This window comes from Rhizobium cauense (assembly GCF_019511525.1).
Lineage (GTDB): Bacteria > Pseudomonadota > Alphaproteobacteria > Rhizobiales > Rhizobiaceae > Rhizobium > Rhizobium cauense.
In genome coordinates this window covers 22,299-49,221 of sequence record NZ_JAEUAT010000019.1, presented here as the reverse complement: position 1 = coordinate 49,221, position 26,923 = coordinate 22,299, and the positions used below count along the sequence as shown (strand labels likewise).

Below are 26,923 nucleotides of genomic sequence, written 5' to 3'. Positions count from 1 at the left end.
GGCCTCGTACCCGACCAAAGACCGTCAATCAGTTCGACTGCCAGCTCTTGACCAGTTCGTCGTAGTTGACGGTGACCGGCTTTTCCTTTTCGTTCTCGATCTTCAGCTGGGGAGCGAGGTTGCCCTTGGCGACCGCGTCCTTGTTCCAGTATTCGAGATCATGCTCTTCGGCGAGCTTCGGACCGATATCACCCTGAACCTTGGCGCGCTCCAGGCGTTGCAGGACCTTTTCCTGCTCGGCGCAAAGCGAATCCATGGCTTCCTGAGCGGACTTCGCGCCCGAGGACGCATCGCCGATCGCCTGCCACCACAGCTGAGCCAGCTTCGGATAGTCAGGGATGTTCGTGCCGGTCGGCGACCACTGAATGCGGGCCGGCGAACGGTAGAACTCGATCAGGCCGCCGAGCTTCGGCGCGCGATCCGTGAAGCTCTTGTGCCGGATCGAGCTTTCGCGGATCAGGGTCAGGCCGACATGGCTCTTCTTCACATCGACGGTCTTCGAGGTCACGAACTGCGCATAGAGCCAGGCGGCTTTGGCGCGATCGTCAGGCGTGGACTTCAAAAGCGTCCAGGAGCCCACGTCCTGATAGCCGAGCTTCATGCCGTCCTTCCAGTAGACGCCGTGCGGCGACGGGGCAAAACGCCACTTCGGCGTGCCGTCTTCGTTGACGACGGGCAGGCCCGGCTTGACGAAGTCGGCGGTGAACGCCGTGTAAGTGAACATCTGCTGAGCGACTTCGCCTTGCGAGGGTACCGGACCGGATTCAGAGAAGGTCATGCCCTGGGCGGCAGCCGGCGCATAAGCCTTCAACCATTGCAGATATTTTTCGATCGAATAGACCGCAGCTGGACCGTTCGTATCGCCGCCGCGTGCAACGCACGAGCCGACCGGCCGCGAGTTCTCATCGACCTTGATGCCCCATTCGTCGACTGGTTTGCCGTTCGGAATGCCCTTGTCGCCGTTGCCGGCCATCGACAGCCAGGCGTCGGTGAAACGCCAGCCGAGCGACGGATCCTTCTTGCCGTAGTCCATGTGGCCATAGACCTTCTTGCCGTCGATCTCGCGGCCGGTGAAGAACTCGGCGATGTCCTCGTAAGCAGACCAGTTGACCGGAACGCCGAGGTCGTAGCCGTACTTCGCCTTGAAGTCCGCCTTGTTCTTCTCGTCGTTGAACCAGTCGTAGCGGAACCAGTAGAGGTTCGCGAACTGCTGGTCGGGAAGCTGGTAGAGCTTGCCGTCCGGAGCGGTGGTGAACGAGGTTCCGATGAAGTCGGCGAGGTCGAGACCCGGGTTGGTAACGTCCTTGCCTTCGTTCGCCATGAAGTCGGTCAGCGAACGGGCCTGCTGGTAGCGCCAGTGGGTGCCGATCAGGTCCGAGTCGTTGACATAGGCGTCGTAGATGTTCTCGCCCGACTGCATCTGTGTCTGCAGCTTTTCGATGACGTCGCCTTCGCCGATCAGGTCGTGGGTGATCTTGATGCCGGTGATGGCCGTAAAGGCCGGTGCGAGAACCTTGGATTCGTATTCATGCGTGGTGATCGTTTCCGAGACGACCTTGATATCCATGCCAGCGAACGGCTTCGCTGCATCGACGAACCACTGCATTTCCTTTTCCTGGTCCGCGCGGGAAAGCGTCGAGAGTTCGCCGACTTCCTTGTCCAGAAAGGCTTTCGCCTCATCCATACCGGCATAGGCGGAACCCGCCATGGCCAGCAACATGCCTGCTGTTGTCGCTAGTAAATGCTTTCGCATGATATCCTCCCAGGGTTGCGATTGCAGTCTTCACGTTCAGGCGGCCAGTACCCCCGGCCATCTGTCTTTCCCTGCCCTAGACGTAGCGGAAGACGCCAATGGCGTAGACTACGGAGAGGGCAAGAGCCCACCACAGGTTGGGTCCGACAAGACCCAGCCATGCGAGATGAATAAATGCTGCGCCAAGCAGCGATACGAAAAGGCGGTCTCCTCGCGTGGTTTCGAGCCTGAGGATTCCGACGCGCGGCGAACCGCCGGGCGCGAAATATTCCCAGATGCTCATGCCAACCAGCAGCATGAGAATCGTCAGGAAAAACAATGCGGTCGGCAGCGTCCACGCCATCCAGGAAAAGTTCATGAGTGGTCCTCCCTTGTCAGACGCGGCCGAGCGCGAAGCCCTTGGCGATGTAGTTGCGTACGAAGTAGATGACGAGCGCACCGGGAATGATGGTCAGCACGCCGGCAGCCGCAAGCACACCCCAATCCATGCCCGAGGCAGACACCGTTCGCGTCATGATCGCAGAGATCGGCTTTGCGGCCGTTGTCGTCAGCGTGCGGGCGAGAAGCAGTTCCACCCACGAGAACATGAAGCAGAAGAATGCCGCGACGCCGATGCCCGATGCAATCAGCGGCATGAAGATCTTCACGAAGAAACGCGGGAAGGAATAGCCGTCGATATACGCGGTCTCGTCGATCTCCTTCGGCACGCCGGACATGAAGCCTTCAAGGATCCAGACCGCCAGCGGCACGTTGAACAGGCAGTGTGCGAGTGCCACCGCAATGTGCGTGTCGATAAGACCGAACGCAGAATATAGCTGGAAGAACGGCAGCGCAAAGACAGCAGGCGGAGCCATGCGGTTCGTCAGCAGCCAGAAGAACAGGTGCTTATCGCCCAGGAACCGGTAGCGCGAGAAGGCGTAGGCCGCAGGCAACGCCGCCACCACCGAGATCACCGTGTTCATGCCGACGTACGTGATCGAATTGATGTAGCCGTTGTACCAGGACGGATCGGTGAAGATGACCGTGTAATTCCTGAGCGTCGGGTTGAGCGGCCAGAGCGAGAAAGTGCCGGTGATCTCGGCATTCTCCTTGAAGCTCATGTTGACGAGCCAGTAGATCGGCAGCAGCAGGAAGATGATGTAGATCGTCGAAACGACCCAGGAGAAGTTGCCCGCAGGCTTGTATTTCATAGTCTGAGCCATGGTCCTCTCCTTTCTCAGGTGTTCGCGTCGCTGCTGGTCATGACGGTGTAGAAGATCCACGACAGCAACAGGATGATCAGGAAGTAGATGATCGACATTGCCGCTGCGGGGCCGAGGTCGAACTGGCCGACCGCCATCTTCACGAGGTCAATCGAGAGGAACGTGGTCGAGTTGCCGGGGCCGCCGCCGGTGACGACAAAGGGCTCGGTATAGATCATGAAGCTGTCCATGAAGCGCAGCAGCACGGCGATGAGCAAGACGCGCTTCATCTTCGGCAGCTGGATATACCGGAAGACGGACCAGCGCGACGCGCCATCGATCTTCGCCGCCTGATAGTAGGCATCCGGGATCGAAACGAGGCCGGCATAGCAGAGCAACACCACAAGGCTTGTCCAATGCCAGACGTCCATGATGATGATCGTGATCCAGGCATCAACGGGGTCGCGGACATAGTTGTAGTCGAAGCCCAGCGCCTCAAGGGTATGGCCAAGCAGGCCGATGTCGACACGACCGAAAACCTGCCAGATGGTGCCGACCACGTTCCATGGAATGAGCAGTGGCAGCGCCATCAGCACAAGGCAGACCGGGACACCAAGTCCCTTTTTCGGCATGTTGAGCGCGATGAAAATGCCAAGCGGGATTTGCAGCGCCAGAATGATCAATGAGAAAGCGAGGTTGCGCTGAAGCGCTTCCCAAAAGCGATCGGAATGAAGTGTCTGCACAAACCAGTCGGTTCCTGCCCAGAAGAACTCGTTGTTGCCGAACGTGTCCTGCACCGAGTAGTTCACAACGGTCATCAGCGGGATGACGGCCGAGAACGCAACCAGCACAAGCACCGGGAGAACTAGAAACCAGGCTTTGTTGTTCCAGGTCTTTTCCATGTTCAGCCCTCCCTGCCGACGCGCCAGGAATTGGCGTAGATGTTGATTGCTGCCGGATCGAATGTCACACGCGCATCGGTTGGGATTTCGGAGTCCTCTGTCACGACGATGGCGATTGGCTGACCGGCAAAGGTAGCCCGGACAATCTTCTGCCGTCCGATGTCCTCGACCCTGTTGACAGTAACCGGCATTCCCACACGGCCGATGCTGATGAACTCTGGTCGGATGCCGAGTTCTGTCTTGGCGCCGGCTGCTGTTTGCGGCGCGTAGTCCAATGACAGTGTCTCGCTGCCGATCTGGACGGCATTGCCCTGCAACTGCACCGGCAGCACGTTCATGCCCGGCGAACCGATAAAATAACCGACGAATGTGTGGCTCGGCCGCTCGAAGAGCTCGGCCGGCGTTCCGATCTGGACGATCTCGCCCTCGTACATGACGACAACTTTGTCGGCGAAGGTCAGCGCCTCCGTCTGGTCGTGGGTGACGTAGACCATGGTGAAACCGAACTGCTTGTGCAGCCGCTTCAACTGCGAACGCAGCACCCACTTCATGTGTGGGTCGATAACGGTCAAGGGCTCGTCGAACAGGATCGCGTTGACGTCGTTGCGGACCAGTCCGCGGCCGAGCGATATCTTCTGTTTCTGGTCGGCCGTCAGGCCCTGAGCCTTGCGTTTGGCCATTCCTCCAAGATCGATCATCTCGAGAATGTCGCGAACACGGCGATCGACTTCTGGCTCCGCGACGCCGCGGTTGCGCAGCGGAAAGGCCAGATTGTCGTAGACCGTCATGGTGTCATAGATGACCGGGAACTGGAACACCTGCGCGATGTTGCGCGCCTGCGTAGACAGGTTCGTCACATCGTTCCCGTCGAAAAGGATGCGACCATGCGATGGCTGCAACAGGCCGGAAATGATGTTGAGCAGCGTGGTCTTTCCGCAGCCGGACGGTCCGAGGAGCGCATAGGCGCCACCGTCCCTCCATTCGTGATCGACTTCGCGAAGGGCATAGTCCTTGTCCGACTTCGGATTGGGTCCGTAGGCGTGGCGGATGTGGTCGAGCGTGATGCGTGCCATGTCCTTCTCCCTTACGCCTTCGCGCCGGTTGCAATGGCCCGGCCGTCGGTGCCAAACGCCATGACGTGACGGGTGTCGAGGTAGATGTCGACCTCGGTGTCCGGATCGATGTTGTGAATACCGTGCGCAAGCATGACCCAGCGCACACCGTCGAAATCCAGGTGCACGAAACTTTCCGATCCGGTGATCTCGGAGACCTGCGTGCGCGCTTGCAGCCTTGCTGCTGCCGGCGTCTGTGGAGAAAGACCAAGATGATGCGGATGGAAAGCGATTGTCACAGGGCCATCGGCCATTCCGGCCAAGTGCGCAGGGACCGGCAGGATGTCGGCGCCCTGCCTCTGGAATGCTCCGCCGGCCTTTATGACATCAATGAAATTGAGTGGCGGATCGGCAAAGGTCTTCGCCGTGACGAGGTCGAACGGATTTCGGTAGACCGAGATGGTCGGTCCGAACTGCGTTACGCGTCCTTCGGAAAGCGTTGCCGTGTTGCCGCCGAGCAGAAGCGCCTCGGACGGTTCCGTCGTGGCGTAGACGAAAATCGCGCCGGACTGCGCAAAGATCCTCGGCAACTCCGCGCGCAGTTCCTCGCGCAGCTTGTAGTCGAGGTTGGCGAGCGGCTCGTCCATCAGCACCAGGCTGGCATTCTTGACGAGGGCGCGCGCAAGCGCCGTGCGCTGCTGCTGACCGCCGGAAAGATTGAGCGGCGTACGGTCGAGATATGGTGTGAGGCGTAGCAGATCGGCGGCCTTGCGCACTTCCCGGTCGATCGTCGCGGCATCCTTGCCAGATATCCGCATCGGCGACGCGATGTTCTCGTACACAGTCAGGGCCGGATAGTTGATGAACTGCTGGTAGACCATCGCGACATTGCGCTTCTGCACCGGCACGCCGGTCACATCAACGCCGTCGAAGTGGACCGAACCACTTGTCGGACGATCGAGCCCGGCCATCAGTCGCATGAGCGACGTCTTGCCCGACAGCGTCGGCCCCAGCAGCACATTCAGCGTGCCTTTTTCAAACGCAAGATTGGTCGCGTGGATATGATAATCCCCGCCCACCATCTTTGCGGCGTTGCGCAATTCAAGCATTCCTGTTCCCGTGCCTCCTCAACAGCGGGGACATTGCCGCTTCAACCAGCCATTTGTGCTGGCCGTGCGGCCATGTACTCCTCCAGTAGTCCAGCCTGTTCCTTGGTCAGGCGCAGGCCATCCTTCGTTCTTCTCCAAAGCACGTCATCCGCACTTCTGGCCCATTCGTGATCGATAAGATAGCGAACCTCCGCTTCATAGAGGTCGCCACCGAAACAGTGCCCGAGATCCTCCGTGCCGGCCGATTTGCCGAGCAGCACCGACGCCTTCGTGCCGTAGCGGCGCACCAATCGGCGCGCATGTCGGTCAACCAGGAACGGATAGCGGCCCTTGAGCTTCGCCACTTCCGCCTCATAACCGGTCGCGGCGAAGTCGCCGCCCGGCAGATGACTCTTCGCGGTCCATGGCGCGCCCTTCGCACCGATCGCCGCGGCGATCTTTTCCAGCGCATGCTCGGACAGGCGGCGATAAGTGGTTAGTTTGCCACCGAACACGTTGAGCAACGGGGCGTCCGTGCCCTCGCCTTCCACTTTCAGCACGTAGTCGCGCGTTGCCTCCTGCGCCTTGGAGGCGCCGTCGTCAAACAGCGGGCGCACGGCCGAGTAGGTCCAAACGATGTCTTCCGGCCGAACCGGCTCCTTGAAATACTCGCTGGCCGCGTTGCAGAGATACGTCGTCTCTTCCGCCGATATTTTCACATCCTTCGGATCGGCCGCATAGTCGCGGTCCGTCGTACCGATCAGCGTAAAGTCCTGCTCGTACGGGATTGCGAAGATGATCCGGTTGTCCGGGTTCTGGAAGAAATAGGCGCGCGGGTCGTCGAACTTCTTCTTCACGATGATGTGGCTGCCCTGCACGAGACGCACATGATGTGCCTCGTTCTGCCCGAACGCCGCCCGAATCACCTGATCGACCCAAGGCCCGGCTGCGTTCACCAGCATCCGCGCCTGAAAACTGTTCGCTTGCCCGCTGACAGTGTCGATCGTTTCGACCGACCACAACCCGTTCTCGCGCCGCGCCGACACGACCTTCGTTCTCGGCATGATGAGTGCGCCGCGATCGGCAGCATCGCGCGCATTCAGGACGACCATACGTGCATCGTCCACCCAGCCATCCGAATACTCGAAAGCCTTGGCGAAAAGCGCCTTCAGCGGCTTGGCCGCGGGATCCCGACGCATGTCGAGGACCGCGGTTGGCGGCAGCAACTTTCGACCGCCGAGATGATCGTAGAGAAAGAGCCCGAGGCGAATGAGCCAGGCAGGGCGGATGCCGCCCTTGTGATAAGGCAAGACAAAGCGCATCGGCCAGATGATATGCGGCGCCATAGCCCAGAGCACTTCGCGCTCCATCAGCGATTCGCGCACCAGACGAAACTCGTAATGCTCGAGATACCGCAAGCCACCGTGAATGAGCTTGGTGGCGCCGGAGGACGTACCGGATGCGAAATCGTTCATCTCCGCAAGCGCAACCGAATAGCCGCGCCCGACCGCATCACGCGCAATTCCGCAGCCGTTGATGCCGCCGCCAATGATGAAAAGATCGTGAATCTGACGGCTCACGTTCCCCCTCCGAGCCAGAATATACCGCATCGCAAAAAGCTTGCGCAGTTGCGAAAGTGAAACAAGTTAAAGCGAAGATTATTCGAATGTCAAACGAATGTTTTTCGAATTTTTGAAACCCACAGATTTTCCGTGAACGTAAACGTTATCAACCGAAAAATGCCATGGAATGCCGGGCGTGATCGAGGCGACAAAACACATTGCTCGAAAGGCTTCAGTATTGCTCTGGCGCCCTGAAATAAGCGCGTGGTGCCGCCCCGAGCATGCGCCTGAACATCGTGATAAAGGCGGCCACGCTGTCATAGCCGAGGTCGAGGGCAACGGCCGTAACGGCCTCCCCGGCGGCAAGACGCGGCAGAGCCGTAAACACCGCCGCCTGCTGGCGCCAGGTCGAGAGACTGATCCCCGTTTCCTTGCGAAAGAATCGGGTGAATGCGCGACGGCTCATTGCAAGCCGCTCGGCCCAGTCATCGATGACCAACCGCGCGCTCGGCTCTTCCATGTAGCCACGGCAGAGCGCAGCCAACCGGACATCCGAAGGAAAGGGTAGCCCAAGTGGTCGATCTGGAAGCCGCAGGACTTCTTCAAGCAGAAGCGCCATGACGAGATCCCGCCGCCCAGTCGTTGCTCCCGAAGGCGAACTGACCGCCTCTATGATCAGCGCGCGGACCAGATCTGTGACCGCGACCACGCGTATAGCCGCCGGCGGATCTGCCAATACATTGGGCGCGACGTAAGCAGACAGCATCGTGACTTCGCCCAGCATATCGACGCTATGCACCAGACCCGCCGGAATCCAAAGCGCATGCTGTGGCGGCACCATCCAGCGCCCCTGCACCGATGACACCATCATCACGCCCGCGCGCGCATAAACGAATTGCGCGCGACTGTGGCTATGGGGCTTCACATGGTAGCCGGCCGGGTATTCGGATGGGATCGCGTAGACCGGTTCGGAAGCGGCCTCGATTGCAGCCAGGCGCTCCACATGAAGTTTGGCGAGGTCACTCAGCGTCAATCTATGTATCACTTTTGACATATCTGGCCCACTCGCGAAACAATAAGACCAAAACACGAAAGCGGGACACCGACAAGTCGGTTATCTCCGAGATCGTCAAGGGACGGAGTAGAATCGTGACAAACAGCACAATGACGGCAGAGCGGCACTCTGCGGAACAGACGGTTTTCGGCATCATCATGGCGGTGAGCTTCTGCCATCTCCTCAACGACACCATGCAGTCGCTGATCCCCGCTCTCTATCCGATGATCAAGGACGGCTACGGTCTCGATTTTACGCAGATCGGTTTCCTTGGCCTCGTTTTCCAGGTCACGGCGTCGCTTCTACAGCCGCTTATCGGCATCTACACGGACAAACGCCCACTGCCCTATTCGCTGGCGGTTGGCATGGGCTTCACGCTCGTAGGTCTGGTCCTGCTGGCCTATGCGCACGCCTATTGGGTGCTACTGGTTGGCGCCGGCGTCGTCGGCCTGGGGTCGGCCGTGTTCCATCCCGAATCCTCGCGTGTCGCACGGCTTGCGTCCGGCGGGCGCCATGGCCTTGCCCAATCGCTCTTCCAGGTCGGCGGTAATTTTGGCTCGGCGATCGGTCCTCTGTTGGCGGCATTCATCGTGTTGCCGCGCGGCCAGAACAGCGTTGTATGGTTCTCGCTTGCAGCGCTGACCGGCATGATCATCCTGTGGCGTGTGGGTTCTTGGTATGCCGACCACCGCAAAACCAATGCCGGGCGCAAAGCAGCGGTACCGGCAGTCCATCTCCCGCGCGGGAAGGTCATCGCGGCCATCGGCGTTTTGGCACTGCTGGTCTTCTCGAAGTACGTCTACATGACCAGCCTTTCGAGCTACTACACATTCTACATGATCGAGCGCTTCGGTGTCTCGGTGCAGCATGCGCAGATCCTGCTGTTCGTGTTCCTCGGCGCCGTCGCCATCGGTACCGTCGCAGGCGGCCCTGTCGTCGACTGGTTCGGCACCAAGTTCGTGATCTGGTTCTCGATCCTCGGCGCCCTGCCCTTCACGCTTGTTCTGCCCTATGCCGACTACAACTGGACCGTCTTCCTGACGTTCCTGATCGGCGTCATCCTCGCCTCCGCCTTCTCGGCCATCGTTGTCTTTGCGCAGGAGTTGGTACCAGGGCGCGTCGGCATGATTGCCGGTCTGTTCTTCGGCTTTGCATTCGGTATCGGCGGCATCGGTGCGGCGGGTCTCGGCATGGTGGCCGACCACATGGGCATCGAGTTCGTCTACAAGATCTGCTCGTATCTGCCGCTGCTGGGTCTGCTGACCATCTTCCTGCCCGATATCGGCAAAGGCCGCCGCCACGCCGCGAAAGCAGGCAACTAGGCAAGTCTCCGCAATCCATGAAAGACAAGGGCCGAGATCACGATCTCGGCCCTTTCTCGTTCAAGCTTGGTAAGTCGATTCGCACCTAGATGGCGGTGAACCCGTTATCGACAAAGAGATGGGCGCCATTGACGAACATCGACTCGTCGCTCGCAAGATAGAGTGCGGCACGCGCCACGTCCTCAGGCTCGCCAATGCGCCCCTGCTGCGCGGCAATGGCTGCATCCGACACATCGACACCAAGCTTCTGCAATTCGCTCACCTCGCGCAAACCGTGCGGCGTACGGATGAAGCCGGGGCAGACGGCGTTGCAGCGGACGTTGCGGTCCCTGAACTCGACCCCCATCGCCCGCGCGAACATGTGGACCGCGCCCTTCGTCGTATCATACAACACCTCCATCGGCGTTGCCGCCACCGCCGAGATCGACGAGGTGCAGACGATGGAACCGCCACCAGCGGCGATCATTCCCGGGAGAACGGCACGCGTCATCAGAAACATGGAGCGGACGTTCACAGCGTGGAGCCAGTCCCACTCCTCGAGGGTGGTTTCCAGGAACGGCTTGATGACGATCGTCCCGGCATGGTTGAAGAGCACGGTGACGGCGCCGAACCTCTCTTGCACGCCCTTGACCGCCGCAACTACGGCGGCCTCCTCCGACACGTCTGCTACCCAGTAATCGGCGATATTGCCAGCGGCGCGGATTTCCTCCACCGCTTGGAGGGCCGCCGTCTCGTTGCGGTCAATGATCGCCACCTTGGCGCCCTCGGCGGCGAAGAGGCGCGAGGCTGCTCCGCCCATGCCCGTCGCACCACCTGAAATAATTGCAACTTTCCCCTTCAACCGATCGACCATGATTGTTCCCCTGTTCCTTGTGTTTGGCCCCGCTCGCTCATCTTCGAGGGACGCATCCACACGCAGTGTTGAAGGGAGTCCCGGCCGATGTCCAGACGGAACGCCGAGCTGCCGGTAACCTTACCAAATAACCAACAAAGCAGCTTTCGGTTGTCTCATCGTGCGACATTGGGCATTGGTATTTCCAGCGGCTCACCATCAGCCGCGGTCCGGAGGGGTCCGGATCGATAGAGCCCGCCCCCGAGGGGCCTGGGGCGGGCTTCCTCAAATACAACAAAGGCATAAGGGACGGTTGCAACAGCTTGCACAAGCTTGCATCCTCTCTGACCCGGTTGACATCACGTAACGTGATGCGCCCGCCTGCCAGCACACGCAAAGGCTGTTGGCGCTTGCTTTGCCTAGGTTACAAGAAAAGCCCGGAAATCATTGACATTCGTCCCGGTCGGTCCGGGTACGAAGAGATCGCCCGCCAGGTTGAAGGCCGACCATGCATCGTGACCAGCCAGAAACGCCCGCGCATCGCCACCCGCTTGCCTGACGCGTGTCACCGTACCGCCGTCACAGAATGCACCGGCATTGTCTTCGGAGCCATCGATGCCGTCAGTATCCGCCGCCATGGCCACGATACCGTCGACCCCCTGAAGATCGATCGCGGCGGAGAGCAGAAACTCGGAATTTCGCCCTCCCTTGCCGAACGTTCCGCCCCCGATGCTGACCGTCGTTTCCCCTCCTGAAAGCAGCACCAGAGGCTTCGTTATCGGAGGCTTCGCCGAAAACTCAAGAGCAAGCGCGGCATGCATTCGGCCGATATCCTTGGCCTCGCCCTCAATGGAGTCAGAAAGTATGAGCGGATGCACGCCCAATGACCTTGCGTGCTCGGCGGCGGCCTCCAGGGAGACCCGCGCCGAGGCGATCACATGAACCTCGTTGTTGGCAAACACGCGATCTCCGGTATTCGGCGCTCTGGTGTTCCGGATACAGTCGATCACCCTCGCGGGAAGATCTATCCGATAGTCGCGGATTACCCTCAGCGCCTCCTCTGCACTGCTGTTGTCGGGAACCGTTGGCCCTGACGCAACGAACGCCGGATTGTCTCCCGGAACATCCGACACGACCAAGCTTACAACCCTTGCAGGGTGGGCGATCGCAGCAAGGCGCCCTCCCTTGACGCGTGAGAAGTGCTTCCGCACCACATTCATTCCCGAGATTGGCGCGCCCGACGCCAGAAGAGCCTGATTGAGAGCGCTCTCGTCGGCAAGCGTGAAGCCGATAGGAGGCGCAGGGAGGAGGGCGGATCCGCCGCCAGAAATGAGCGCGATGACCAGGTCATCGGAGGTCAACCCATGCAGGTGATTCATCAACGCTTCGGCTGCGAGGAGCCCCGCCCTGTCGGGCACCGGATGGGCTGCCTGGAGAACCTTGGTAGACCGGCACTCGGCGATCGGCCCATGTCGCGCCACAACGAGACCTTCGAAGGGGTGAGGCCAGGCACGCTCGAACGCTGAGGCCATCTGGCTTGCCGCCTTCCCGGCTCCGACAACAATTGTCCTGCCTTTCGGCGGATCCGGCAAATGGCGAACCAATGCTTCATACGGGTCGGCAGCCTTGACCGCCTCGTGAAATAGGGTTTGCAGGAAAGCTCGTGGATCAGAAATCAAACCCTACTCCATTTTCAAAGTTCGCTTCCGAAGCCTCGGTCTAGCTGACGGTGGCCCTTGCTCTCGGCCGCGTTTCATTGCGCTCATGAACAAAGATCGCTGCAGGCAATGGCGGCAATCCCCGGATAAGGTCGGAGCCTCGCTCGCCAACCATGATGGTCGGTGCGTTGGTGTTGCACGATGGAACCCGCGGCATGACCGACGAATCGCATACCCGAAGTCCCTCGAGACCATGGACCCTGAGATCGAGACCGACAACCGATTCCGGTCCTGTCCCCATCTTGCAGGTACCAACGGGATGATGATCGGTCTTTGCGTTTGCGCAGCCATAGTCGAAGAGCTGCTCGTCGGTCATGACCTTCGGGCCCGGCAATCGCTCAGCCAGAACGTACGGCTTGAGCGCCGCCTGCTGCATGATCTCACGCGCGATCTTCAATCCTTCCAGCGACATGACCTTGTCATGCGGGTCGGACCAGTAATTCGGATCGATTAGAGGCGCAGCACTCGGATCGGCCGAGGAGAGCCGCACGGTTCCACGCGAACGCGGATGCAGATACGCCGAGTTCAAGGTCACGCCCGCATTCTTCAGGCGCTCCACCCCGGCTTCGATGCCCGATCCCAAGCCGAGGTGGAACTGGATATCCGGCGACCGTGCGTCCGGGTCGGCATACCAGAAGCCGCCAGTCTCGAAGAGTGAGGAGGCAATCGGGCCTGTTCGGAACAAGACGTACTGTACGCCCGCCCAGATCGTTCTGTGTAGCTTGGCCACGCCATCATACGTGTGGTCGCCCGTGCATTCCGAGATGACGAAAAGATCAAGGTGGTCCTGAAGGTTCCCGCCGACACCCGGCAAATCGTGGTGGACCTTGACCCCTACCGACTTGAGGTGATCGGCAGGACCGATCCCGGACTGAAGCAGCAACTTTGGCGACCCGATCGCACCCGACGACACAAGTACCTCGCGTTCGGCGCGAACGATTTCGGATCCACGCTCCGTCGCGATCTCGACGCCCACGGCGCGATGGCCCTCGAGCACGATGCGTGCCACCCTCGCGCCGGTCCGGACGACGAGGTTCTTTCGCCCCTTTATAGGAGACAGGTAGGCCAGGGAGGCCGAAGAACGTCGGTGGTCGCGCTGCGTCAACTGATAGAAGCCGACACCCGCCTGCTGCTTGCCATTGAAGTCGTGATTATAGGGAATGCCGAGCTCCTGACCGGCGCGGATATAGGCATCGCAGATGGGAAGCGGTGAAACCGGCATCGATACGCCCAGCGGCCCGCCATAAGAATGGTAGTCGTCGGCGAAACGCTGATTGTCTTCGGCGCGCTTGAAATATGGTAGGATAGAGCGGTAGTCCCAGCCCTCGCATCCATCCTCACTGGCCCACAGATCATAGTCCGCCGCGTTGCCGCGGGTGTAGAGCTGTGCATTGATCGAAGAGCCGCCACCAATTACCTTCGCCTGCGTATAACGCAGCACCCTGCCCTTCATGTGCTTCTGCGGAACGGTTTCCCAGCCCCAGCTCGCGACGCCCTTCGTCATCTTCGCGAAGCCGGCGGGCATGTGGAACAAGGGATTCCAATCGCCCCCACCTGCCTCAAGCAGCAACACATTGACGGTGGGGTCTTCGCTGAGCCGGTTGGCTAGCACGCATCCCGCGGGGCCAGCGCCGGTAATGATGTAGTCGAAACGCATTTCTCTATCCTGTTACAAGCGAGGAATGGACAGGCCGCCATCGGCGTCGATCACGGTGCCGGTGGCAAAACCGAAGTCACCGGACGCCAGTGCTGCACAGATTTTCCCAAGGTCATCAGCCTCGCCCCATCGTTTCATTGGCACGAGGCCGCTCTCGATGAGGGCATCGTACTTCGATGTCACGCCGGCGGTCATATCGGTCCGGATAATGCCGGGCCGCACCTCGAACACGGCAATTCCTGAGTCCGCCAGCCGCAGTGCGAGACCCTGCGAGAAAGCGGCAAGACCGGCCTTGCTGATGCAGTAGTCTAGTCGTTCCGGCGAGCTCGCCTCGGCTGAGACCGACGTGATGTTGATGATCGATCTCGGATGCGGAGCCGCACCCGTCACAAGCATTGCCTTGACGACAGCCTGGGTGAAGAACACCGTGCCCTTGAGGTTCGTCGCCATGATCGTATCGAAGTTTTCAGGAAGCAGGCTCAGGAAATCGCCACGGACGACGGCCGCCATGCCAGCATTGTTGACGAGGCAATCGATGCGGCCAAGGTTCGATAGAGCTGCGCGTACAGTCTGGTCATGTCCGGAAACGTCCGAGACATCAGCCTGCAGGTAGATCGCATCCACTGCGAAGCCGCGAAGCTCGTTGACGACGTCCTGGCTCTCCTCCACCGGCCCGACGCCTGTTATCACGATGTTATAGCCGGCTCTGGCCAACGCGCGCGCAATCCCGAAACCGATGCCGCGGCGTCCGCCGGTGACTATGGCGACAGGTCTTTCGACACCTTCCGTCATGCCTGCAAATCCTTCGAAGCGATGTGATCGGCGATCCGCAAAGCCTGACTTGCAACCGTGAGAGCTGGGTTCACCGCAGCCGAGGTCGGCAGGAAGCTGGCGTCCACCACAAAGAGGTTCTGGTGATCGTAAGATCGGCAATAGGGATCCAGCGGTGCGCTCGCGGGGTCGTTCCCGATCCGCACCGTGCCGCATTGGTGGGACGGCGTGCGCTTGTCGAACGGCTTTGAAAGAACGATCGGGAATCCGATCGACTTGAGAACGGCCTTCAGCTTCGCGACCAGATCGAGATGTGCATCCCAATTCGTTCGCTGCCATTGCAGGATGATTCGGTCGCCATCCACCCTCACGCGGCTTTCCGGGTTGGGCACGTCCTCGCTCATCGCATAAAAATCGATCGCATGGCCGGTGATGTTCTGGAGCAGCCATTCCGGAGCCCAGGACAACGAGCCCTTCAGCACCTGCGCCGAGATCCTGCCGAGCAGTTGAACGTTCCCGAGTGGCGGCCCACCATTTCCATCCGACAGATAGAAATCGTTGAATCCGAACGTTTTCTGGTAGATCGACGTGTTTCGATAAGTCGGCGAGACCGCGATCACCGCCGATGAATTGTGGTTCATGAAATTTCGGCCGACCTGATCGGAGGAGTTTGCAAGCCCATTCGGGTGGCGCGCATCTGCCGAACGCAGCAGCAATACGGCGGATTGAACGGCGCCGGCAGATAGAATGACCAGCTTCGGAGCGAGAAAAAGCTCCTCGCCGTTTCTGCGATAGTGGATGCGTTCTATCCGTCCGCTTTCCCCGGTCTCGAGCTTCGTCACCTTGGCGTTTGTCTCGAGGCGGACGTTCGGAAATTCCAGGGCTTTGAGCAGCGCAGCGGTCTCCGCATCCATTTTCCCATCGCGAGAATTGGGGTGTGCGTCCCAAGGTGTCCGGGCCTTGGACATCCAGGCGTCGATATTCACGCCCAGAGGCAGCGAAAACGGGTGCAACCCTTTCGCTTTCAAACGTGCCCGGACATCCGCGATCGGCGGCTCGTCGGGAACAGGCGGATACGCATAACCGGCCGAGTGAGCCGGCTCCGTCGGGTCGTCTCCGAGGTCTCCGCGAACCTCGTACATCCGTTCCGCGCGACTGTACCACGGTTCGAGAACCTCATAGGGGAACGGCCAAGCAGGCGAGACCCCTTCCCTATGGCGGATCTCCTCGAAGTCCTCCCGGCGGTAGCGCGAGAGAACCGCGCCGTAAAATTTCGAGTTCCCGCCGACATTGTAGTAGTTGCCGGGATTGAACGCGGTACCGTCCGCCTCGTACCACATCTCCTTCGGGCGAAAATGCCCGCGTTGGAAGATGGCTCGTTGGTCGCGGTTCTCCGGGCGATCGGCAATGAAATCGCCTGCCTCTAGGATTAGGATCTCAGCCCCGCTCGAGGCCAATCCGGCGGCAACGGTCGAACCGCCCACGCCCGACCCTATTATGACGATATCAGGAGTGCTGCTCATCTCGAAAATCCGTGCCTGCTACGCGATGCGCGTCTGGCTTTGCGGATCGAAGAACACCGCCTTGTCGAGATTAAACGCCAGACGGGCGTGCTGGCCTGCCTGAATGCGGGCGTCCGCACGTAGTCGCGCCACGACCTCCTTTCCGCCAAGCTTGGTGACTGCAAACGTGTCTGATCCGGCCGGTTCCACCACCTCGATAAGGCAGTCGCTTTCGGCCAGGGCTTTGGCGTTGCGATCTGCACCGTCCGGATCGGTGAGCGCCTCCGGCCGAATACCGAAAACGATCTCCCGGCCGGTGTGCGCTTCTAGCGCGCCGTTGCCCGACATGACAGGAAGCCGGATCGGCTCACCATGCGGACGTGCCAGCGACACGGTCAATCCAGACGCACCCTTCTCTATCGTGCCAGACAGAAGGTTCATGGCCGGCGACCCCATGAAATCGGCGACGAACATGTTTGCCGGGTTGTTGTAGATTTCCGCAGGTGTTCCGAATTGCTGCACCTCGCCGTCGCGCATGACGGCGATCTTCGTGGCAAGTGTCATTGCCTCGATCTGGTCATGGGTGACGTAGACGATTGTCGTGCCGGTCGCCTGATGAAGCCGCTTGATCTCGATGCGCATGTCGACGCGCAGCTTGGCGTCCAGATTGGAAAGCGGCTCATCGAACAGGAAGAGCTTGGGATCACGCACAAGGGCGCGCCCCATGGCAACGCGCTGCCTTTGACCACCGGACAGCTGGCTCGGCTTGCGATTGAGCAGATGGCCGATCTGAAGCACCTTGGCGACCTTGTCGATAGCCTTGTTGCGTTCCTCTACGGGCACGCCACGCATCTCCATGCCGAAGGAGATGTTTCCTGCGACCGTCATGTTCGGATAGAGCGCGTAGCTCTGGAACACCATCGCGATATCGCGCTTCGACGGATGCAGGTCGGCGATGCTTCGACCCTCGACGCGAATATCGCCTGCCGTGATCGATTCCAGACCGGCAATGGTGTTGAGCAATGTCGACTTGCCGCAGCCGGAGGGGCCGACCAACACGAGGAAACCGCCTTTTTCCAGATCAAGGTCGATGCCCTTGAGGATTTCCAATGCACCGAAGCGCTTCTTGAGACCTGAGATTTCGAGGAAAGCCATTGGATTATCCTTTGACAGCGCCCGCCATCAGGCCACGAACGAAGTAGCGGCCGGCGAGAATGTAGACGAGGAGTGTCGGCAGGGCTGCGATCATCGCGGCTGCCATGTTGACGTTGTATTCGACGACACCCGTCGAGGTGTTCACGACGTTGTTCAGCGCCACGGTCATCGGCATGGAATCGCCGGTTCCCGCATAGGCCGAGGCAAACAGGAAGTCGTTCCAGATATTGGTGAACTGGTAGATCACGGTAACGACGATGATCGGCAGCGAATTGGGCAGCATGATCCGTCGGAAAATCTGAAAGAAGCTTGCGCCATCGACCTGCGCCGCCTTCACCAGCTCGGTCGGGAACGCTTCATAGTAGTTGCGGAAGAAAAGCGTCGTGAAACCGATACCGTAGATTACGTGAACCGTGACGAGATTGACGGTTGGATTGCCGAAGCCCAGCGAGACACCGAACTCGTTGCGCAGCGTGGCACCGAAGCGGCCGAGGCTGCCGAGGATCGTCGCCATCGGCAAGAGCACCGATTGGAACGGAATGAAGCAGGCGAACAGCATCAACCCGAAGACCAGCGTGTGCCCGGGGAAGCGCCATTTCGTCAGCACATAGCCGTTGAGCGCGCCGAGAATGGTGGAGATCGCAACGGCCGGAACGACCATCTTGATCGAGTTCCAGAAGTAACCCTTGATGCCGGCACAGGTCAGGCCGACGCAGGCCTCGCCCCATGCCTTGAACCAGGGCTCGATGGTCGGCGACTTTGGCAGCGCCAGCATGTTGCCACTCTGGATCTCGTCCATCGTCTTGAAGGAGGTCACCAGCATCACGAACAGTGGCATCAGGTAGATGATCGCGAAGATGACCAGCAGACCGTAGATGAAGATTCGGTTGAACATTCTGGAGCGCGAGGCACTGGCCGCGCTCGCAACAGTCGAAGTGACGGCGCTCATCGCGATTTCTCCCGCAGTTCCGAATAGAGGTAGGGAACGATGATCGCCGAGATGGTCATCAGCATGATTACGGCGCTGGCCGAACCGACCGCCATCTCGTTCCGCTTGAACGTGTATTCGTACATGAAGTTGGACGGCAGCCACGCCGAGCCGCCAGGGCCGCCCGATGTCAGCGCCACGACAAGGTCGTAAGACTTGATCGCCATGTGGGCGAGTACGATGAAGGCCGACAGGAAGATTGGTCTGAGCAGCGGAATAATGATACGCCGATAGAGTTGCACCGTTGTTGCACCGTCGATCTGTGCCGCCTTCATGATCTCGCTGTCGATACCGCGAAGCCCCGCAAGAAACATCGCCATCACGAAGCCGGAGGCCTGCCAGACGCCGGCAATCACGACGGTGTAGATCACGAAGTCCTTGTTCTTGATCCAGTCGAAGTGAAAGCTCGTCCAACCGAACTGATGCAGCGTCTGCTCGAGGCCGAGGCCCGGATCGAGGAACCATTTCCAGGCAACGCCTGTCACGATGAAGGACAGCGCCATCGGATAGAGGAAGATCGGCCGCAATATGCCCTCACCACGGATCTTCTGATCCAGCAGGATCGCGAGGAACAGTCCGAGCGCCAGGCAGATGCCGATGTAGAGAAAACCGAAAATGCCCATGTTGGTGATCGAAGTGTACCAGCTGGACGGCGGGTCGCTCTCAAACGTCCAGCGCCACAGCCGTTGATAGGCGCGCGGTCCCGTCAGGGCATAGGACGGGAAGGTCTTGGAATTGGTGAAGGACAGATAGACCGTCCAGATGATGAAGCCGTAGACGAAAACAAGCGTGATGGCGAAACTCGGCGCGAGCACGATCTTCGGCAGCGCGTCCTGCAGGCGCGCGCGGATTGAAATTGGCGTTCCCCGGTGCGGCGCGAGAACGGTTTTATCTGTAGCGATGGTGCTCATGGGTTCATCTCCTCCGACGCTATCGTCCGTTGCGGAATCTTCCCCGCCACGAGGGCGGGGAAGATCACGGGAGGCCGTGATTACTTGGCGTCCTCAATTGCCTTGACGAGTTCTTCGACCGCCTGATCGGAGGTCTTGATCTGGCCATGGACGAACTTGGAGACGACGTCCTTGTAGGCATTCGCGACTGCCGGAGGAGCGCCATAGCCCTGTGCCAGCGAACCGAACAGCGTGCCGCCTTCGTTCGCCTTCTTCAGGTCAGCGATACCCTTCTTGCCGCAAGCGTCGAAGTCGGTATCCGGAACGTCCGTACGGGCAGGAACAGAGCCCTTGACGACGTTGAACGCAGACTGGAAGCTCTTGGAAAGAGTTGCCGTTGCCAGCGCGACCTGAGCCGCCTTGCGATCGTCAGGCACGTTGAACATGCCGAACATGTCGGAGTTGTAGATCACGCTGCCATCAGTGCCCGGGAAGCGGTAGCACAAGAAGTCCGTGTCAGGCGTCTTCTTGGCCGCCACGAACTCGCCCTTTGCCCAGTCGCCCATGACCTGAACAAGCGCATCGCCCTTGATGACCATGGCCGTTGCGAGGTTCCAGTCACGTCCGGAGAAGTTCGGGTCGACGTACTGGACGATCTTCTGGAGGTTGTCGAACGACTTCTTCATCGTGTCCGACTTCAGCGACTCCTCGTCGAGATCGTTCATGGCCTTCTTGTAGAATTCAGGCCCGCCCGTCGACAGTACGATCGAGTCGAACATCGTGGCTTCCTGCCAGTTCTGACCGCCGAGTGCGAGTGGGGTGACACCGGCCGCCTTGGCCTTGTCGAGCAACGCGATCAAGTCGTCGAAGGTCTTCGGCTCGGTGCCGCCGATCTTGTCCATGACCGCCTTGTTGATCCACAGCCAATTGACCGAGTGAACGTTAACAGGCGCAGCGACCCACTTGCCGTCATAAACGGAGAACTTCTGCAGAGCCGCAGGAACGGACTTGTCCCAACCTTCCTTCGTAGCCGTCTCCGTCAGGTCACCCATGACACCAGCCTGCGCGTAGTCGAGAACGGTGTAGCCGAGCATCTGGGACGCTGTCGGATAGGTGCCCGCGGCAACCATGGCCTTCAGCGCGGTCATCGCCGCATCACCACCGCCGCCGGCAACCGGCACGTCCTTCCAGGCAAACCCTTCCTTCGCCAGATCCTCCTTGAGGACGTTCAAGGCCGCTGCTTCGCCGCCCGACGTCCACCAATGCAGCATCTGCACTTCCTTCACGTCGTCAGCGCGCGCCAAGCCGCCCGCCGCGCCCACTGTCAATGCGACCACTGCGGTCGCCGTCAAAAACCTGCGCATGTTAAACCTCCCAGTTTACAAGCATGAAACGGAACCCATTTCCGTTCCAATTCCCCGCCCTCCTCGAGCGTGGTCCCTCCAGCCAGCTACGCCAGCTTTTCCCTCTGCGGCATCCACCAGCTGGTCCGGCCGCCAATGTGCATGTTGAGCGTCTTTGTCTCCGTATAGTCCTCCACGGCGTGGCGGCCGAGTTCGCGGCCGAGACCAGACTGCTTGTAGCCCCCAAACGGCAGCTCAGAGGCCCCGTCCATGAAAGTGTTCATCCAGACCGTTCCGGCGCGCACCCTTCGCCCAATGGTCAGGCACGTATCGAAGTCGCGGCTCCAGACGCCGGCCGAAAGACCGTAATCAATCGCATTCGCGATCCGGATCGCTTCCTCAGTCGTCTCGAACGTCAGAACGGACAGGACCGGGCCGAACACCTCTTCCCGAGCGACAGCCATTTCAGGCACGACAGCCTCAAGAATGGTCGGTGCCATGAATTGGCCCATGCCCAGGTCGAGCGTTTCGCCACCGTAGGCTATCCGTGCGCCGCTGCCTTTCGCACCAGACACGTAGCCCACGATCTTTTCCAGATGTTGCGGTGTGATGATAGCACCAACTTGCGTCGTTGGATCGAGTGGATCACCCACCTTGACGGCCTTCGCGAGTTCTCCGACCCGCTTCACGACATCGGAAGCTATGCTCTTGTGGAGGATCAGACGGGAACCCGCATTGCAGCATTCGCCGGCATTGAAATATGCGCCGAAGACAGCCGCGTCGATGAACGCATCGAGATCGGCATCCGGGAACACGATCTGCGGGTTCTTGCCACCCAATTCCAGCGAGACTTTCTTTAGCGTCTGTGCCGCGTTGGTCATGGTAAGTTTGCCGACTCCGGTCGAGCCGGTGAACGACACCATATCGACCTCAGGATGCGACGTCATGACGGCCCCCACCTCAGGTCCCGTGCCGGTGACAATATTGACAACGCCAGCCGGAACGCCTGCTTCCTGCAGGATTTCGCCGAGAACGATCGTGGATCCGGAAGTCAATTCCGAAGGCTTGACGACCGTCGTGCAGCCAGCCGCCAGTGCGAAGGGAAGCTTCTGGCCAACAATCAGGAAGGGAAAGTTCCAAGGCGTGATGATCGACACCACGCCAATCGCTTCACGCAAGACGACACCGAGCGTCCCGTCTCCGAGCGTGTTGTAGCTTTCACCATGCAGATCGCGAGCCAGCGCAGCAGCATATCGCCAGATATCAACCGAGCCGGCGATCTCACCGCGCACCTGGGAAATCGGCTTGCCGGCCTCGATTGCATCCAGGAAGGCCAGCTCTTCCGCGCGGGCTGCAATCAAGTCGGCGGCCTTGAGCAAAATCGCAGACCGTTCCGAAGCCGTCATCCGCGGCCAAGGGCCATGATCGAAGGCTTTGCGAGCGGCAGCGATCGCACGTTCCGCATCCGCCCTGCTGCCCGCTGTAAAGCGGCTCACCACGACACCGTGACTTGGGGCAATGCGCTCGATCGGCTGAGAGGATCCGGCCTCCCACTTCCCGTCGATCAGCATCCCGAAGTCACGTGCCTTGTGGTCGTCTAGCGCCTTCGGATTGACCAGAACCGTCATTACCATTCTCCCTTGAACTTCGCCGGGCGCTTCTCGCTGAAAGACGCGACGCCCTCCCTGAGGTCGGCGGTTTTCGCAGCGAGGATCGAACCCAGCGCTTCGACGGCCGTGCCATTATCCTCGCCACTTGCCGACGCGATCATCAGCTTCACGATTTCGAGTGCAGCTGGTCCTCTTGCAGACACCCGTTGTGCATACTCGTTCGCCGCATTGACCGCGTTCCCGCTCGCCGTGACCGCATCCACGATGCCAAGCGCACGCGCTTCCTCGGCACTGAAAATCTCCCCGCCCAACGCCATGCGGCGAACCACCTGCGCACCGAAGCGCTTCACGAGGCGTTGTGTGCCGGACCAACCAGGAACCATGCCGAGACCCGTTTCCGGAAGTCCAATCTTGATGTGCTCCTCGGCAATGCGAATGTCGGCGACACCTGCAAGCTCCAACCCTCCACCAAGCGCATGTCCATTCAAAGCTGCGATCAAAGGGACGCGGAGGGTCGCGAGTCTTTCGAAGACGCGATGCCCATGGCGGACCCAGGCATGGCCGAACTCCTGAGGCTGCATGCCCCCCCAGGCCTTGATATCGCCTCCCGCCGAGAAGCCCTTTCCCTCGCCCGTCAGGATCGCCACGCGCACCTCGGCGTTTGCCTCGACTTCATCAGCAGCCTCAGCAAGCGCCTTCAGCATGTCCAGATCGAGAGCGTTGAGCTTCTCCGGCCGCGACACAGTCATGATCGCGACGTGACCTTCGACATCGATCTTCACCGTGCCGCTAGCCATTGAAGACGCCTTCCAGGACGCGAGCACCCTTCCGCGGCAGGGACAAACCTATGCTTGCTTCGCCAAAGAGCTTGGCGTCCATGATCTTGAGGTCCTTGGCCACAATGAGCGGGAACTCCGATTGGTCAAGGATGTGGGATTGCAGATCGACGCCCGGCGCGATTTCGGTCAGGACAACGCCTTCGGGCGTCAATTTCATCACGCACCGCTCAGTGACATAGGTGATGTCCTGGCCTTGCTCGATCGCCCGGCTACCCGAGAAGGTGACATGCTCGACCTCGTTGACGAGCTTTTTCAGCTTGCCTTCCTTCTCGATGACAAGCCTGCCGTCGGCGATTGCAAGCTTTGCCCCTGCGTTGAACATACCGGAGAACACGATCTTCTTGGCACGCGCAGTGATGTCGACGAAGCCCCCGGCACCAGCTGTCACGTGGGGTCGGAACGAGAGCTTCGAGACATTGACGGACCCGTCCTTGCCAATCTCGAGGAAAGACAGGAGCGACGCGTCGAAGCCTGCGCCTTGGAAATAGGTGAACTGGTATGGAGACGGCATGTAGGCGTCGGCGTTCGACGCGCAGCCGAAAGCGAAGTCCAGCAGGGGAACACCACCGACAGCACCCTGCTCGATGACCCAGGTGACCGAGCCGTGCAGCCCTTCTTCCAGCAGGATTCGCGGCACGTTGGCTGAGATCCCGAAACCGAGATTGACGCAACTGCCGGCCTGCAATTCCTGTGCAACGCGGCGCGCAATGACCTTCTGAATATTGAATTCCGGCACACGGAAACTGTCCAGCGGCCGGAAAACCTCGCCTGATATAGCTGGATCGTAGAGCGTTTGAGTGGTTTGCTTCTGGTCCGGATCGACGATCACGTAGTCCACCAGCATGCCGGGTATGCGCACGTCGTGCGGCTTCAGCGACCCTTCCTTGGCAATGCGCTTGACCTGGGCGATGACGATGCCGCCGTTGTTGCGGGCAGCCAACGCCTGGTCCAGCCCGCCAAGGTACGCGCCCTCGTGTTCATAGGTGAGGTTGCCGCGCTCGTCCGCGGTCGTGGCGCGAATAATCGCCACCTGTGGCACGATCGACGGGAAGAAAAGCCAGTCCTCCCCTTCGAACGAAACGCGCTTGACCACCGCCTCCTCCGACCCGAGCGCATTCATCGCACACCCCTGCTTCCGAGGATCAACGAAGGTGTCCATGCCGACTTTCGTGAGGACCCCTGGCCGTTTGGCGGCCGCTTCGCGGTGAATGTCGAACATGATTCCGGAGGGAATGTTGTAGGCCGGTATCTCGTTGCTCGTGATCATCTGCCATATCAACGGCGGTTCCGCACCTGACGGTCCGGATGGATAGGAGCCGCCGATGATACGCTTGAGCAGCCCCTTCTTGGCGATGTAGTCGACGCCCTTGATACCGCTCATGTCACCCGCTGCGATCGGATGCAGCGTCGTGATGTCCCGCGGGTGGCCGGTCTCATCGAACCGTTCACCGATCGCCCTCAGCATCAGATCGGGGCAGCCAAGGCCGCTGGACGACGACACCGACACAACGGCCCCGTCGGGGATCAGTGCGGCGGCCTCGGCTGGGGTGATGTGCTTGCTCATTTCAAGGCCTCAGATCCAGATTCGAGTTTCCCGGCTGTGCCGGTCCTCGCGGCAAAAGGCACGGTCGCGGCGGACAGGATTTCGCCGCCAACACCGCGAATTGCGCCAATCGCCCCGCCACGGAATTTACAACGAACTCTCACGCCATCTTTCTCCCTGACTTTCGCTCTGCAGCTCCGCAGCTCTCGCGAACCACGAGCCGGACGGCGGTTGTCACACTCTCGGGCTCGGCTTTGCCGGCATTGATCTGCTTGAGGAGAAGCTGAGCCGCGCGTCGGCCCATGCTTTGCGGATCGACGGAAATCGTCGTAAGAGCCGGCACCGCCGTCTGAGCCTCGATCACGTCGTCGAAGCCGACGACTGCAAAGTCCCGCCCCGGCTCCATATGTCGTGCGCGTAGCCCATCACAGGCGCCGAAGGCGACGGCGTCATTGAAGCAAACCGCAGCCGTCGGTCGATCGCTCATGGCCATTGCCCACCCGATCGCATCGGCCCCTCCCGCTCTTGATGGCGCCGACGAGACGACAAGTTCCTGGCGAAAGCCGAGGCCTGCGGCATTCATGCCGTCGACGTAGCCTGCAAGGCGCTCCTCGAAGACTGCGGTATCGGGAAATCCGCCGAGGAATGCGATTCGCGTGTGCCCGAGGGACGCCAGGTGCTCGACGGCCGCCGCGGTTCCTCCTGCATTGTCGGATACGATCGACGAAACCTTCGAGCCTGGCAGGCTGCGAACAACGACGACAACAGGTATGCCTGCGGCGACAAGCGGCTTGAAATCGGCCGCTTCCGTTGCGCGCGCGGGCGAAACAATAAGCCCGGAAATGCCGTGCTCCCTCATCGAGGCGATGACCTCACGCTGCCTGTCAATGTTTTCGCTGGTGTTCGAGAGGAATTGCACGAATCCGGCCGACTGCACGACCATGTCGACGCCGACGGCAAGCTCGGCAAAAAAGCTGTTTGTGAGATCGTTGACGACGACACCGATGATCTTCGACTTCGCACTCGGTTGGCGCAGATTGGCTGCCCCGCGATTGTAGACGTAACCGAGATCACGCATTGCTGCATTCACCTTGGATCGCGTCGCTTCGCTTACGAGCGGAGACCCCTGCAGCACCAGCGAAACCGTCGACTTCGAAACGCCGGCAGCTTTCGCGATGTCAATGACGGTCACCCGCCCCTTCGTCATGGATTCCTCCCGGCTTTCGCCACTTCGCCGGTAATTAGTTGGAACGTTCCAAATTTGTCAAGCACAAACTTCGACAGAGAAAACCCCTTTAGGTGAACGCGATGACGATGGATTATCTGTGAATGTTCAATTTTAATGCCAACGCAACTCGATCCCATCAGATCGGTATTGGCCACTAAGCAAGTCTTCAAACACCAGGAATAATTGGAACGTTCCAAATTACCATTCTCCAGGAATGGGCTGCGATCGGCTGGAAGCGGGTTCCAATTGACGTGAGAAAACGATCGCAGCGTGAAAAGTGAAAGCCCGCATTTCGACCAGGGCCTAGCCAAATAGAGCCGCGGAAACGACAATAGATCTGGCCATGACGAGGCAGCAATTGACTCCCCACGTCGAATTCCTTCAAGACCTTCGGCGGGCATGGTCGAGACTGTCGTCGCCACCGACCGCCCGGAATTCGATGAGTAGAGAATGAGGGATAGGAACGGTGCGTAATGAGGATGGTGATCAGACGCCTGGCAACAGCAAGGCGACCAAGGCGGTAATCCTGCTTGCAATGGCGTTGGCAGCAGTGGTTGCGATCGGCGGGTTCATCGCAGTTTATAAGGCTGCTTTCGTATATTCATCGCAGTGAAGGCGAACTTCTGCCGCCAACCCGTACAGCCCTTTCGTATTTGCGAGGAACCGACAGTGGCGCCTCACGATCTTTTGTACCGGCTGTAAGGCTCGAGACACTTTTATGCTTCATATTGGTGCCAGAATGTCGGGCGTGACCCGGACATTGCAGAGGGGAACGCGCATGTGGGACATCGTCACAATCATCGTCATTTTTGGCATTCTCTACTTGGGGCACGAACTCAAGATCGTGTTCGCCAAGGCGCGCGCGTCGGGTTGGAACAACTTTCCCCGAAGGTAAGTCGACGCCTGCCGCTCTGACGTTGAAAGCCAGACGCT

The 26,923-nt window shown here is 59.9% G+C and carries 24 protein-coding genes; 3 read left to right on the top strand and 21 right to left on the bottom strand.

What is annotated here, in order from left to right:
* Positions 1-28 precede the first annotated feature (28 nt).
* The 8 genes from JNB88_RS26730 to JNB88_RS26695 form a co-directional block, all read right to left on the bottom strand.
* Positions 29-1,753, bottom strand: a complete 1,725-nt coding sequence (locus JNB88_RS26730; RefSeq protein ID WP_037128633.1) for an ABC transporter substrate-binding protein — start codon at positions 1,751-1,753, stop codon at positions 29-31.
* 76 nt (positions 1,754-1,829) lie between these two features.
* On the bottom strand, positions 1,830-2,111 hold the full coding sequence (locus JNB88_RS26725) for a DUF2160 domain-containing protein (protein ID WP_220358092.1): 282 nt from the start codon (positions 2,109-2,111) through the stop codon (positions 1,830-1,832).
* A 16-nt stretch (positions 2,112-2,127) separates the two neighbouring features.
* Positions 2,128-2,955, bottom strand: a complete 828-nt coding sequence (locus tag JNB88_RS26720) for a carbohydrate ABC transporter permease (protein WP_220358091.1) — start codon at positions 2,953-2,955, stop codon at positions 2,128-2,130.
* Positions 2,956-2,969: 14 nt separating this feature from the next.
* Positions 2,970-3,836 carry a carbohydrate ABC transporter permease gene (locus JNB88_RS26715; protein ID WP_037128642.1) on the bottom strand — a complete coding sequence of 289 codons (867 nt, stop codon included), beginning with the start codon at positions 3,834-3,836 and terminating at the stop codon, positions 2,970-2,972.
* A gap of 2 nt (positions 3,837-3,838) precedes the next feature.
* Entirely contained in the window at positions 3,839-4,909 is a 1,071-nt protein-coding gene (locus JNB88_RS26710; protein WP_220358090.1) for an ABC transporter ATP-binding protein, read from the bottom strand.
* An 11-nt stretch (positions 4,910-4,920) separates the two neighbouring features.
* Positions 4,921-5,997 (bottom strand): ABC transporter ATP-binding protein, encoded by a 1,077-nt coding sequence (locus JNB88_RS26705; RefSeq protein WP_220358089.1) that lies wholly within the window; start codon positions 5,995-5,997, stop codon positions 4,921-4,923.
* A 41-nt stretch (positions 5,998-6,038) separates the two neighbouring features.
* Complete coding sequence (gene glpD, locus JNB88_RS26700) at positions 6,039-7,556, bottom strand: glycerol-3-phosphate dehydrogenase (protein ID WP_220358088.1); 1,518 nt, start codon at positions 7,554-7,556, stop codon at positions 6,039-6,041.
* 214 nt (positions 7,557-7,770) lie between these two features.
* Positions 7,771-8,592 carry an AraC family transcriptional regulator gene (locus tag JNB88_RS26695; protein WP_220358087.1) on the bottom strand — a complete coding sequence of 274 codons (822 nt, stop codon included), beginning with the start codon at positions 8,590-8,592 and terminating at the stop codon, positions 7,771-7,773.
* A gap of 110 nt (positions 8,593-8,702) precedes the next feature.
* Here JNB88_RS26695 and JNB88_RS26690 point away from each other — a divergent pair, with 110 nt between their 5' ends.
* On the top strand, positions 8,703-9,914 hold the full coding sequence (locus tag JNB88_RS26690) for an MFS transporter (protein WP_220358161.1): 1,212 nt from the start codon (positions 8,703-8,705) through the stop codon (positions 9,912-9,914).
* A gap of 85 nt (positions 9,915-9,999) precedes the next feature.
* Here the strand turns inward: JNB88_RS26690 and JNB88_RS26685 are convergent, their stop codons facing one another.
* From JNB88_RS26685 to JNB88_RS26625, 13 genes are all read right to left on the bottom strand, one after another.
* Positions 10,000-10,767: an SDR family NAD(P)-dependent oxidoreductase gene (locus tag JNB88_RS26685; protein ID WP_220358086.1), complete on the bottom strand. Its 768-nt coding sequence runs from the start codon at positions 10,765-10,767 to the stop codon at positions 10,000-10,002.
* 398 nt (positions 10,768-11,165) lie between these two features.
* Complete coding sequence (locus tag JNB88_RS26680; RefSeq protein WP_220358085.1) at positions 11,166-12,425, bottom strand: glycerate kinase type-2 family protein; 1,260 nt, start codon at positions 12,423-12,425, stop codon at positions 11,166-11,168.
* 40 nt (positions 12,426-12,465) lie between these two features.
* Positions 12,466-14,121, bottom strand: coding sequence for a GMC family oxidoreductase (locus tag JNB88_RS26675; RefSeq protein ID WP_220358084.1), 1,656 nt, complete (start codon positions 14,119-14,121; stop codon positions 12,466-12,468).
* 12 nt (positions 14,122-14,133) lie between these two features.
* Positions 14,134-14,913 carry a 3-ketoacyl-ACP reductase gene (locus JNB88_RS26670; RefSeq protein ID WP_220358083.1) on the bottom strand — a complete coding sequence of 260 codons (780 nt, stop codon included), beginning with the start codon at positions 14,911-14,913 and terminating at the stop codon, positions 14,134-14,136.
* A complete protein-coding gene (locus JNB88_RS26665; RefSeq protein ID WP_220358082.1) occupies positions 14,910-16,415 on the bottom strand; it encodes a GMC oxidoreductase in 1,506 nt (501 codons plus the stop codon). Before JNB88_RS26665 ends, JNB88_RS26670 begins: the two co-directional genes overlap by 4 nt.
* Before the next feature lie 18 nt (positions 16,416-16,433).
* Complete coding sequence (locus JNB88_RS26660) at positions 16,434-17,549, bottom strand: ABC transporter ATP-binding protein (protein WP_220358081.1); 1,116 nt, start codon at positions 17,547-17,549, stop codon at positions 16,434-16,436.
* A gap of 4 nt (positions 17,550-17,553) precedes the next feature.
* The gene (locus JNB88_RS26655) at positions 17,554-18,498 is read right to left on the bottom strand and encodes a carbohydrate ABC transporter permease (RefSeq protein WP_037128672.1); all 945 of its coding nucleotides are present in this window, start codon (positions 18,496-18,498) and stop codon (positions 17,554-17,556) included.
* Complete coding sequence (locus JNB88_RS26650) at positions 18,495-19,448, bottom strand: carbohydrate ABC transporter permease (protein WP_220358080.1); 954 nt, start codon at positions 19,446-19,448, stop codon at positions 18,495-18,497. The genes JNB88_RS26655 and JNB88_RS26650 overlap by 4 nt, the downstream gene beginning before the upstream one ends.
* 80 nt (positions 19,449-19,528) lie before the next feature.
* Positions 19,529-20,791, bottom strand: a complete 1,263-nt coding sequence (locus JNB88_RS26645) for an ABC transporter substrate-binding protein (RefSeq protein WP_037128677.1) — start codon at positions 20,789-20,791, stop codon at positions 19,529-19,531.
* Positions 20,792-20,877: 86 nt separating this feature from the next.
* Positions 20,878-22,404: an aldehyde dehydrogenase family protein gene (locus JNB88_RS26640; RefSeq protein WP_220358079.1), complete on the bottom strand. Its 1,527-nt coding sequence runs from the start codon at positions 22,402-22,404 to the stop codon at positions 20,878-20,880.
* Entirely contained in the window at positions 22,398-23,177 is a 780-nt protein-coding gene (locus tag JNB88_RS26635) for an enoyl-CoA hydratase/isomerase family protein (RefSeq protein ID WP_220358078.1), read from the bottom strand. The genes JNB88_RS26640 and JNB88_RS26635 overlap by 7 nt, the downstream gene beginning before the upstream one ends.
* Complete coding sequence (locus JNB88_RS26630) at positions 23,170-24,783, bottom strand: acyl CoA:acetate/3-ketoacid CoA transferase (RefSeq protein ID WP_220358077.1); 1,614 nt, start codon at positions 24,781-24,783, stop codon at positions 23,170-23,172. Before JNB88_RS26630 ends, JNB88_RS26635 begins: the two co-directional genes overlap by 8 nt.
* Positions 24,784-24,922: 139 nt before the next feature.
* Positions 24,923-25,969 (bottom strand): LacI family DNA-binding transcriptional regulator, encoded by a 1,047-nt coding sequence (locus tag JNB88_RS26625; protein ID WP_037128687.1) that lies wholly within the window; start codon positions 25,967-25,969, stop codon positions 24,923-24,925.
* A gap of 487 nt (positions 25,970-26,456) precedes the next feature.
* On the opposite strand from JNB88_RS26625, the gene JNB88_RS26620 reads away from it, so the two are divergent.
* Positions 26,457-26,603, top strand: coding sequence for a hypothetical protein (locus tag JNB88_RS26620; protein ID WP_220358076.1), 147 nt, complete (start codon positions 26,457-26,459; stop codon positions 26,601-26,603).
* Positions 26,604-26,708: 105 nt separating this feature from the next.
* Positions 26,709-26,885 carry a hypothetical protein gene (locus JNB88_RS26615; RefSeq protein WP_220358164.1) on the top strand — a complete coding sequence of 59 codons (177 nt, stop codon included), beginning with the start codon at positions 26,709-26,711 and terminating at the stop codon, positions 26,883-26,885.
* Positions 26,886-26,923: the final 38 nt, after the last annotated feature.

What these genes read in the sequence shown, in the direction of transcription:
- JNB88_RS26725 (WP_220358092.1), bottom strand. Translation starts at nt 2,111, where the DNA reads ATGAACTTTTCCTGGATGGCGTGGACGCTGCCGACCGCATTGTTTTTC.
- JNB88_RS26635 (WP_220358078.1), bottom strand. Translation starts at nt 23,177, where the DNA reads ATGGCTAGCGGCACGGTGAAGATCGATGTCGAAGGTCACGTCGCGATC.
- JNB88_RS26650 (WP_220358080.1), bottom strand. Translation starts at nt 19,448, where the DNA reads ATGAGCACCATCGCTACAGATAAAACCGTTCTCGCGCCGCACCGGGGA.
- JNB88_RS26645 (WP_037128677.1), bottom strand. Translation starts at nt 20,791, where the DNA reads ATGCGCAGGTTTTTGACGGCGACCGCAGTGGTCGCATTGACAGTGGGC.
- JNB88_RS26695 (WP_220358087.1), bottom strand. Translation starts at nt 8,592, where the DNA reads ATGTCAAAAGTGATACATAGATTGACGCTGAGTGACCTCGCCAAACTT.
- JNB88_RS26625 (WP_037128687.1), bottom strand. Translation starts at nt 25,969, where the DNA reads ATGACGAAGGGGCGGGTGACCGTCATTGACATCGCGAAAGCTGCCGGC.
- JNB88_RS26690 (WP_220358161.1), top strand. Translation starts at nt 8,703, where the DNA reads ATGACGGCAGAGCGGCACTCTGCGGAACAGACGGTTTTCGGCATCATC.
- JNB88_RS26660 (WP_220358081.1), bottom strand. Translation starts at nt 17,549, where the DNA reads ATGGCTTTCCTCGAAATCTCAGGTCTCAAGAAGCGCTTCGGTGCATTG.
- JNB88_RS26675 (WP_220358084.1), bottom strand. Translation starts at nt 14,121, where the DNA reads ATGCGTTTCGACTACATCATTACCGGCGCTGGCCCCGCGGGATGCGTG.
- JNB88_RS26720 (WP_220358091.1), bottom strand. Translation starts at nt 2,955, where the DNA reads ATGGCTCAGACTATGAAATACAAGCCTGCGGGCAACTTCTCCTGGGTC.
- JNB88_RS26715 (WP_037128642.1), bottom strand. Translation starts at nt 3,836, where the DNA reads ATGGAAAAGACCTGGAACAACAAAGCCTGGTTTCTAGTTCTCCCGGTG.
- JNB88_RS26615 (WP_220358164.1), top strand. Translation starts at nt 26,709, where the DNA reads ATGCTTCATATTGGTGCCAGAATGTCGGGCGTGACCCGGACATTGCAG.
- JNB88_RS26630 (WP_220358077.1), bottom strand. Translation starts at nt 24,783, where the DNA reads ATGAGCAAGCACATCACCCCAGCCGAGGCCGCCGCACTGATCCCCGAC.
- JNB88_RS26665 (WP_220358082.1), bottom strand. Translation starts at nt 16,415, where the DNA reads ATGAGCAGCACTCCTGATATCGTCATAATAGGGTCGGGCGTGGGCGGT.
- JNB88_RS26730 (WP_037128633.1), bottom strand. Translation starts at nt 1,753, where the DNA reads ATGCGAAAGCATTTACTAGCGACAACAGCAGGCATGTTGCTGGCCATG.
- JNB88_RS26640 (WP_220358079.1), bottom strand. Translation starts at nt 22,404, where the DNA reads ATGGTAATGACGGTTCTGGTCAATCCGAAGGCGCTAGACGACCACAAG.
- JNB88_RS26670 (WP_220358083.1), bottom strand. Translation starts at nt 14,913, where the DNA reads ATGACGGAAGGTGTCGAAAGACCTGTCGCCATAGTCACCGGCGGACGC.
- JNB88_RS26655 (WP_037128672.1), bottom strand. Translation starts at nt 18,498, where the DNA reads ATGAGCGCCGTCACTTCGACTGTTGCGAGCGCGGCCAGTGCCTCGCGC.
- JNB88_RS26705 (WP_220358089.1), bottom strand. Translation starts at nt 5,997, where the DNA reads ATGCTTGAATTGCGCAACGCCGCAAAGATGGTGGGCGGGGATTATCAT.
- JNB88_RS26710 (WP_220358090.1), bottom strand. Translation starts at nt 4,909, where the DNA reads ATGGCACGCATCACGCTCGACCACATCCGCCACGCCTACGGACCCAAT.
- JNB88_RS26685 (WP_220358086.1), bottom strand. Translation starts at nt 10,767, where the DNA reads ATGGTCGATCGGTTGAAGGGGAAAGTTGCAATTATTTCAGGTGGTGCG.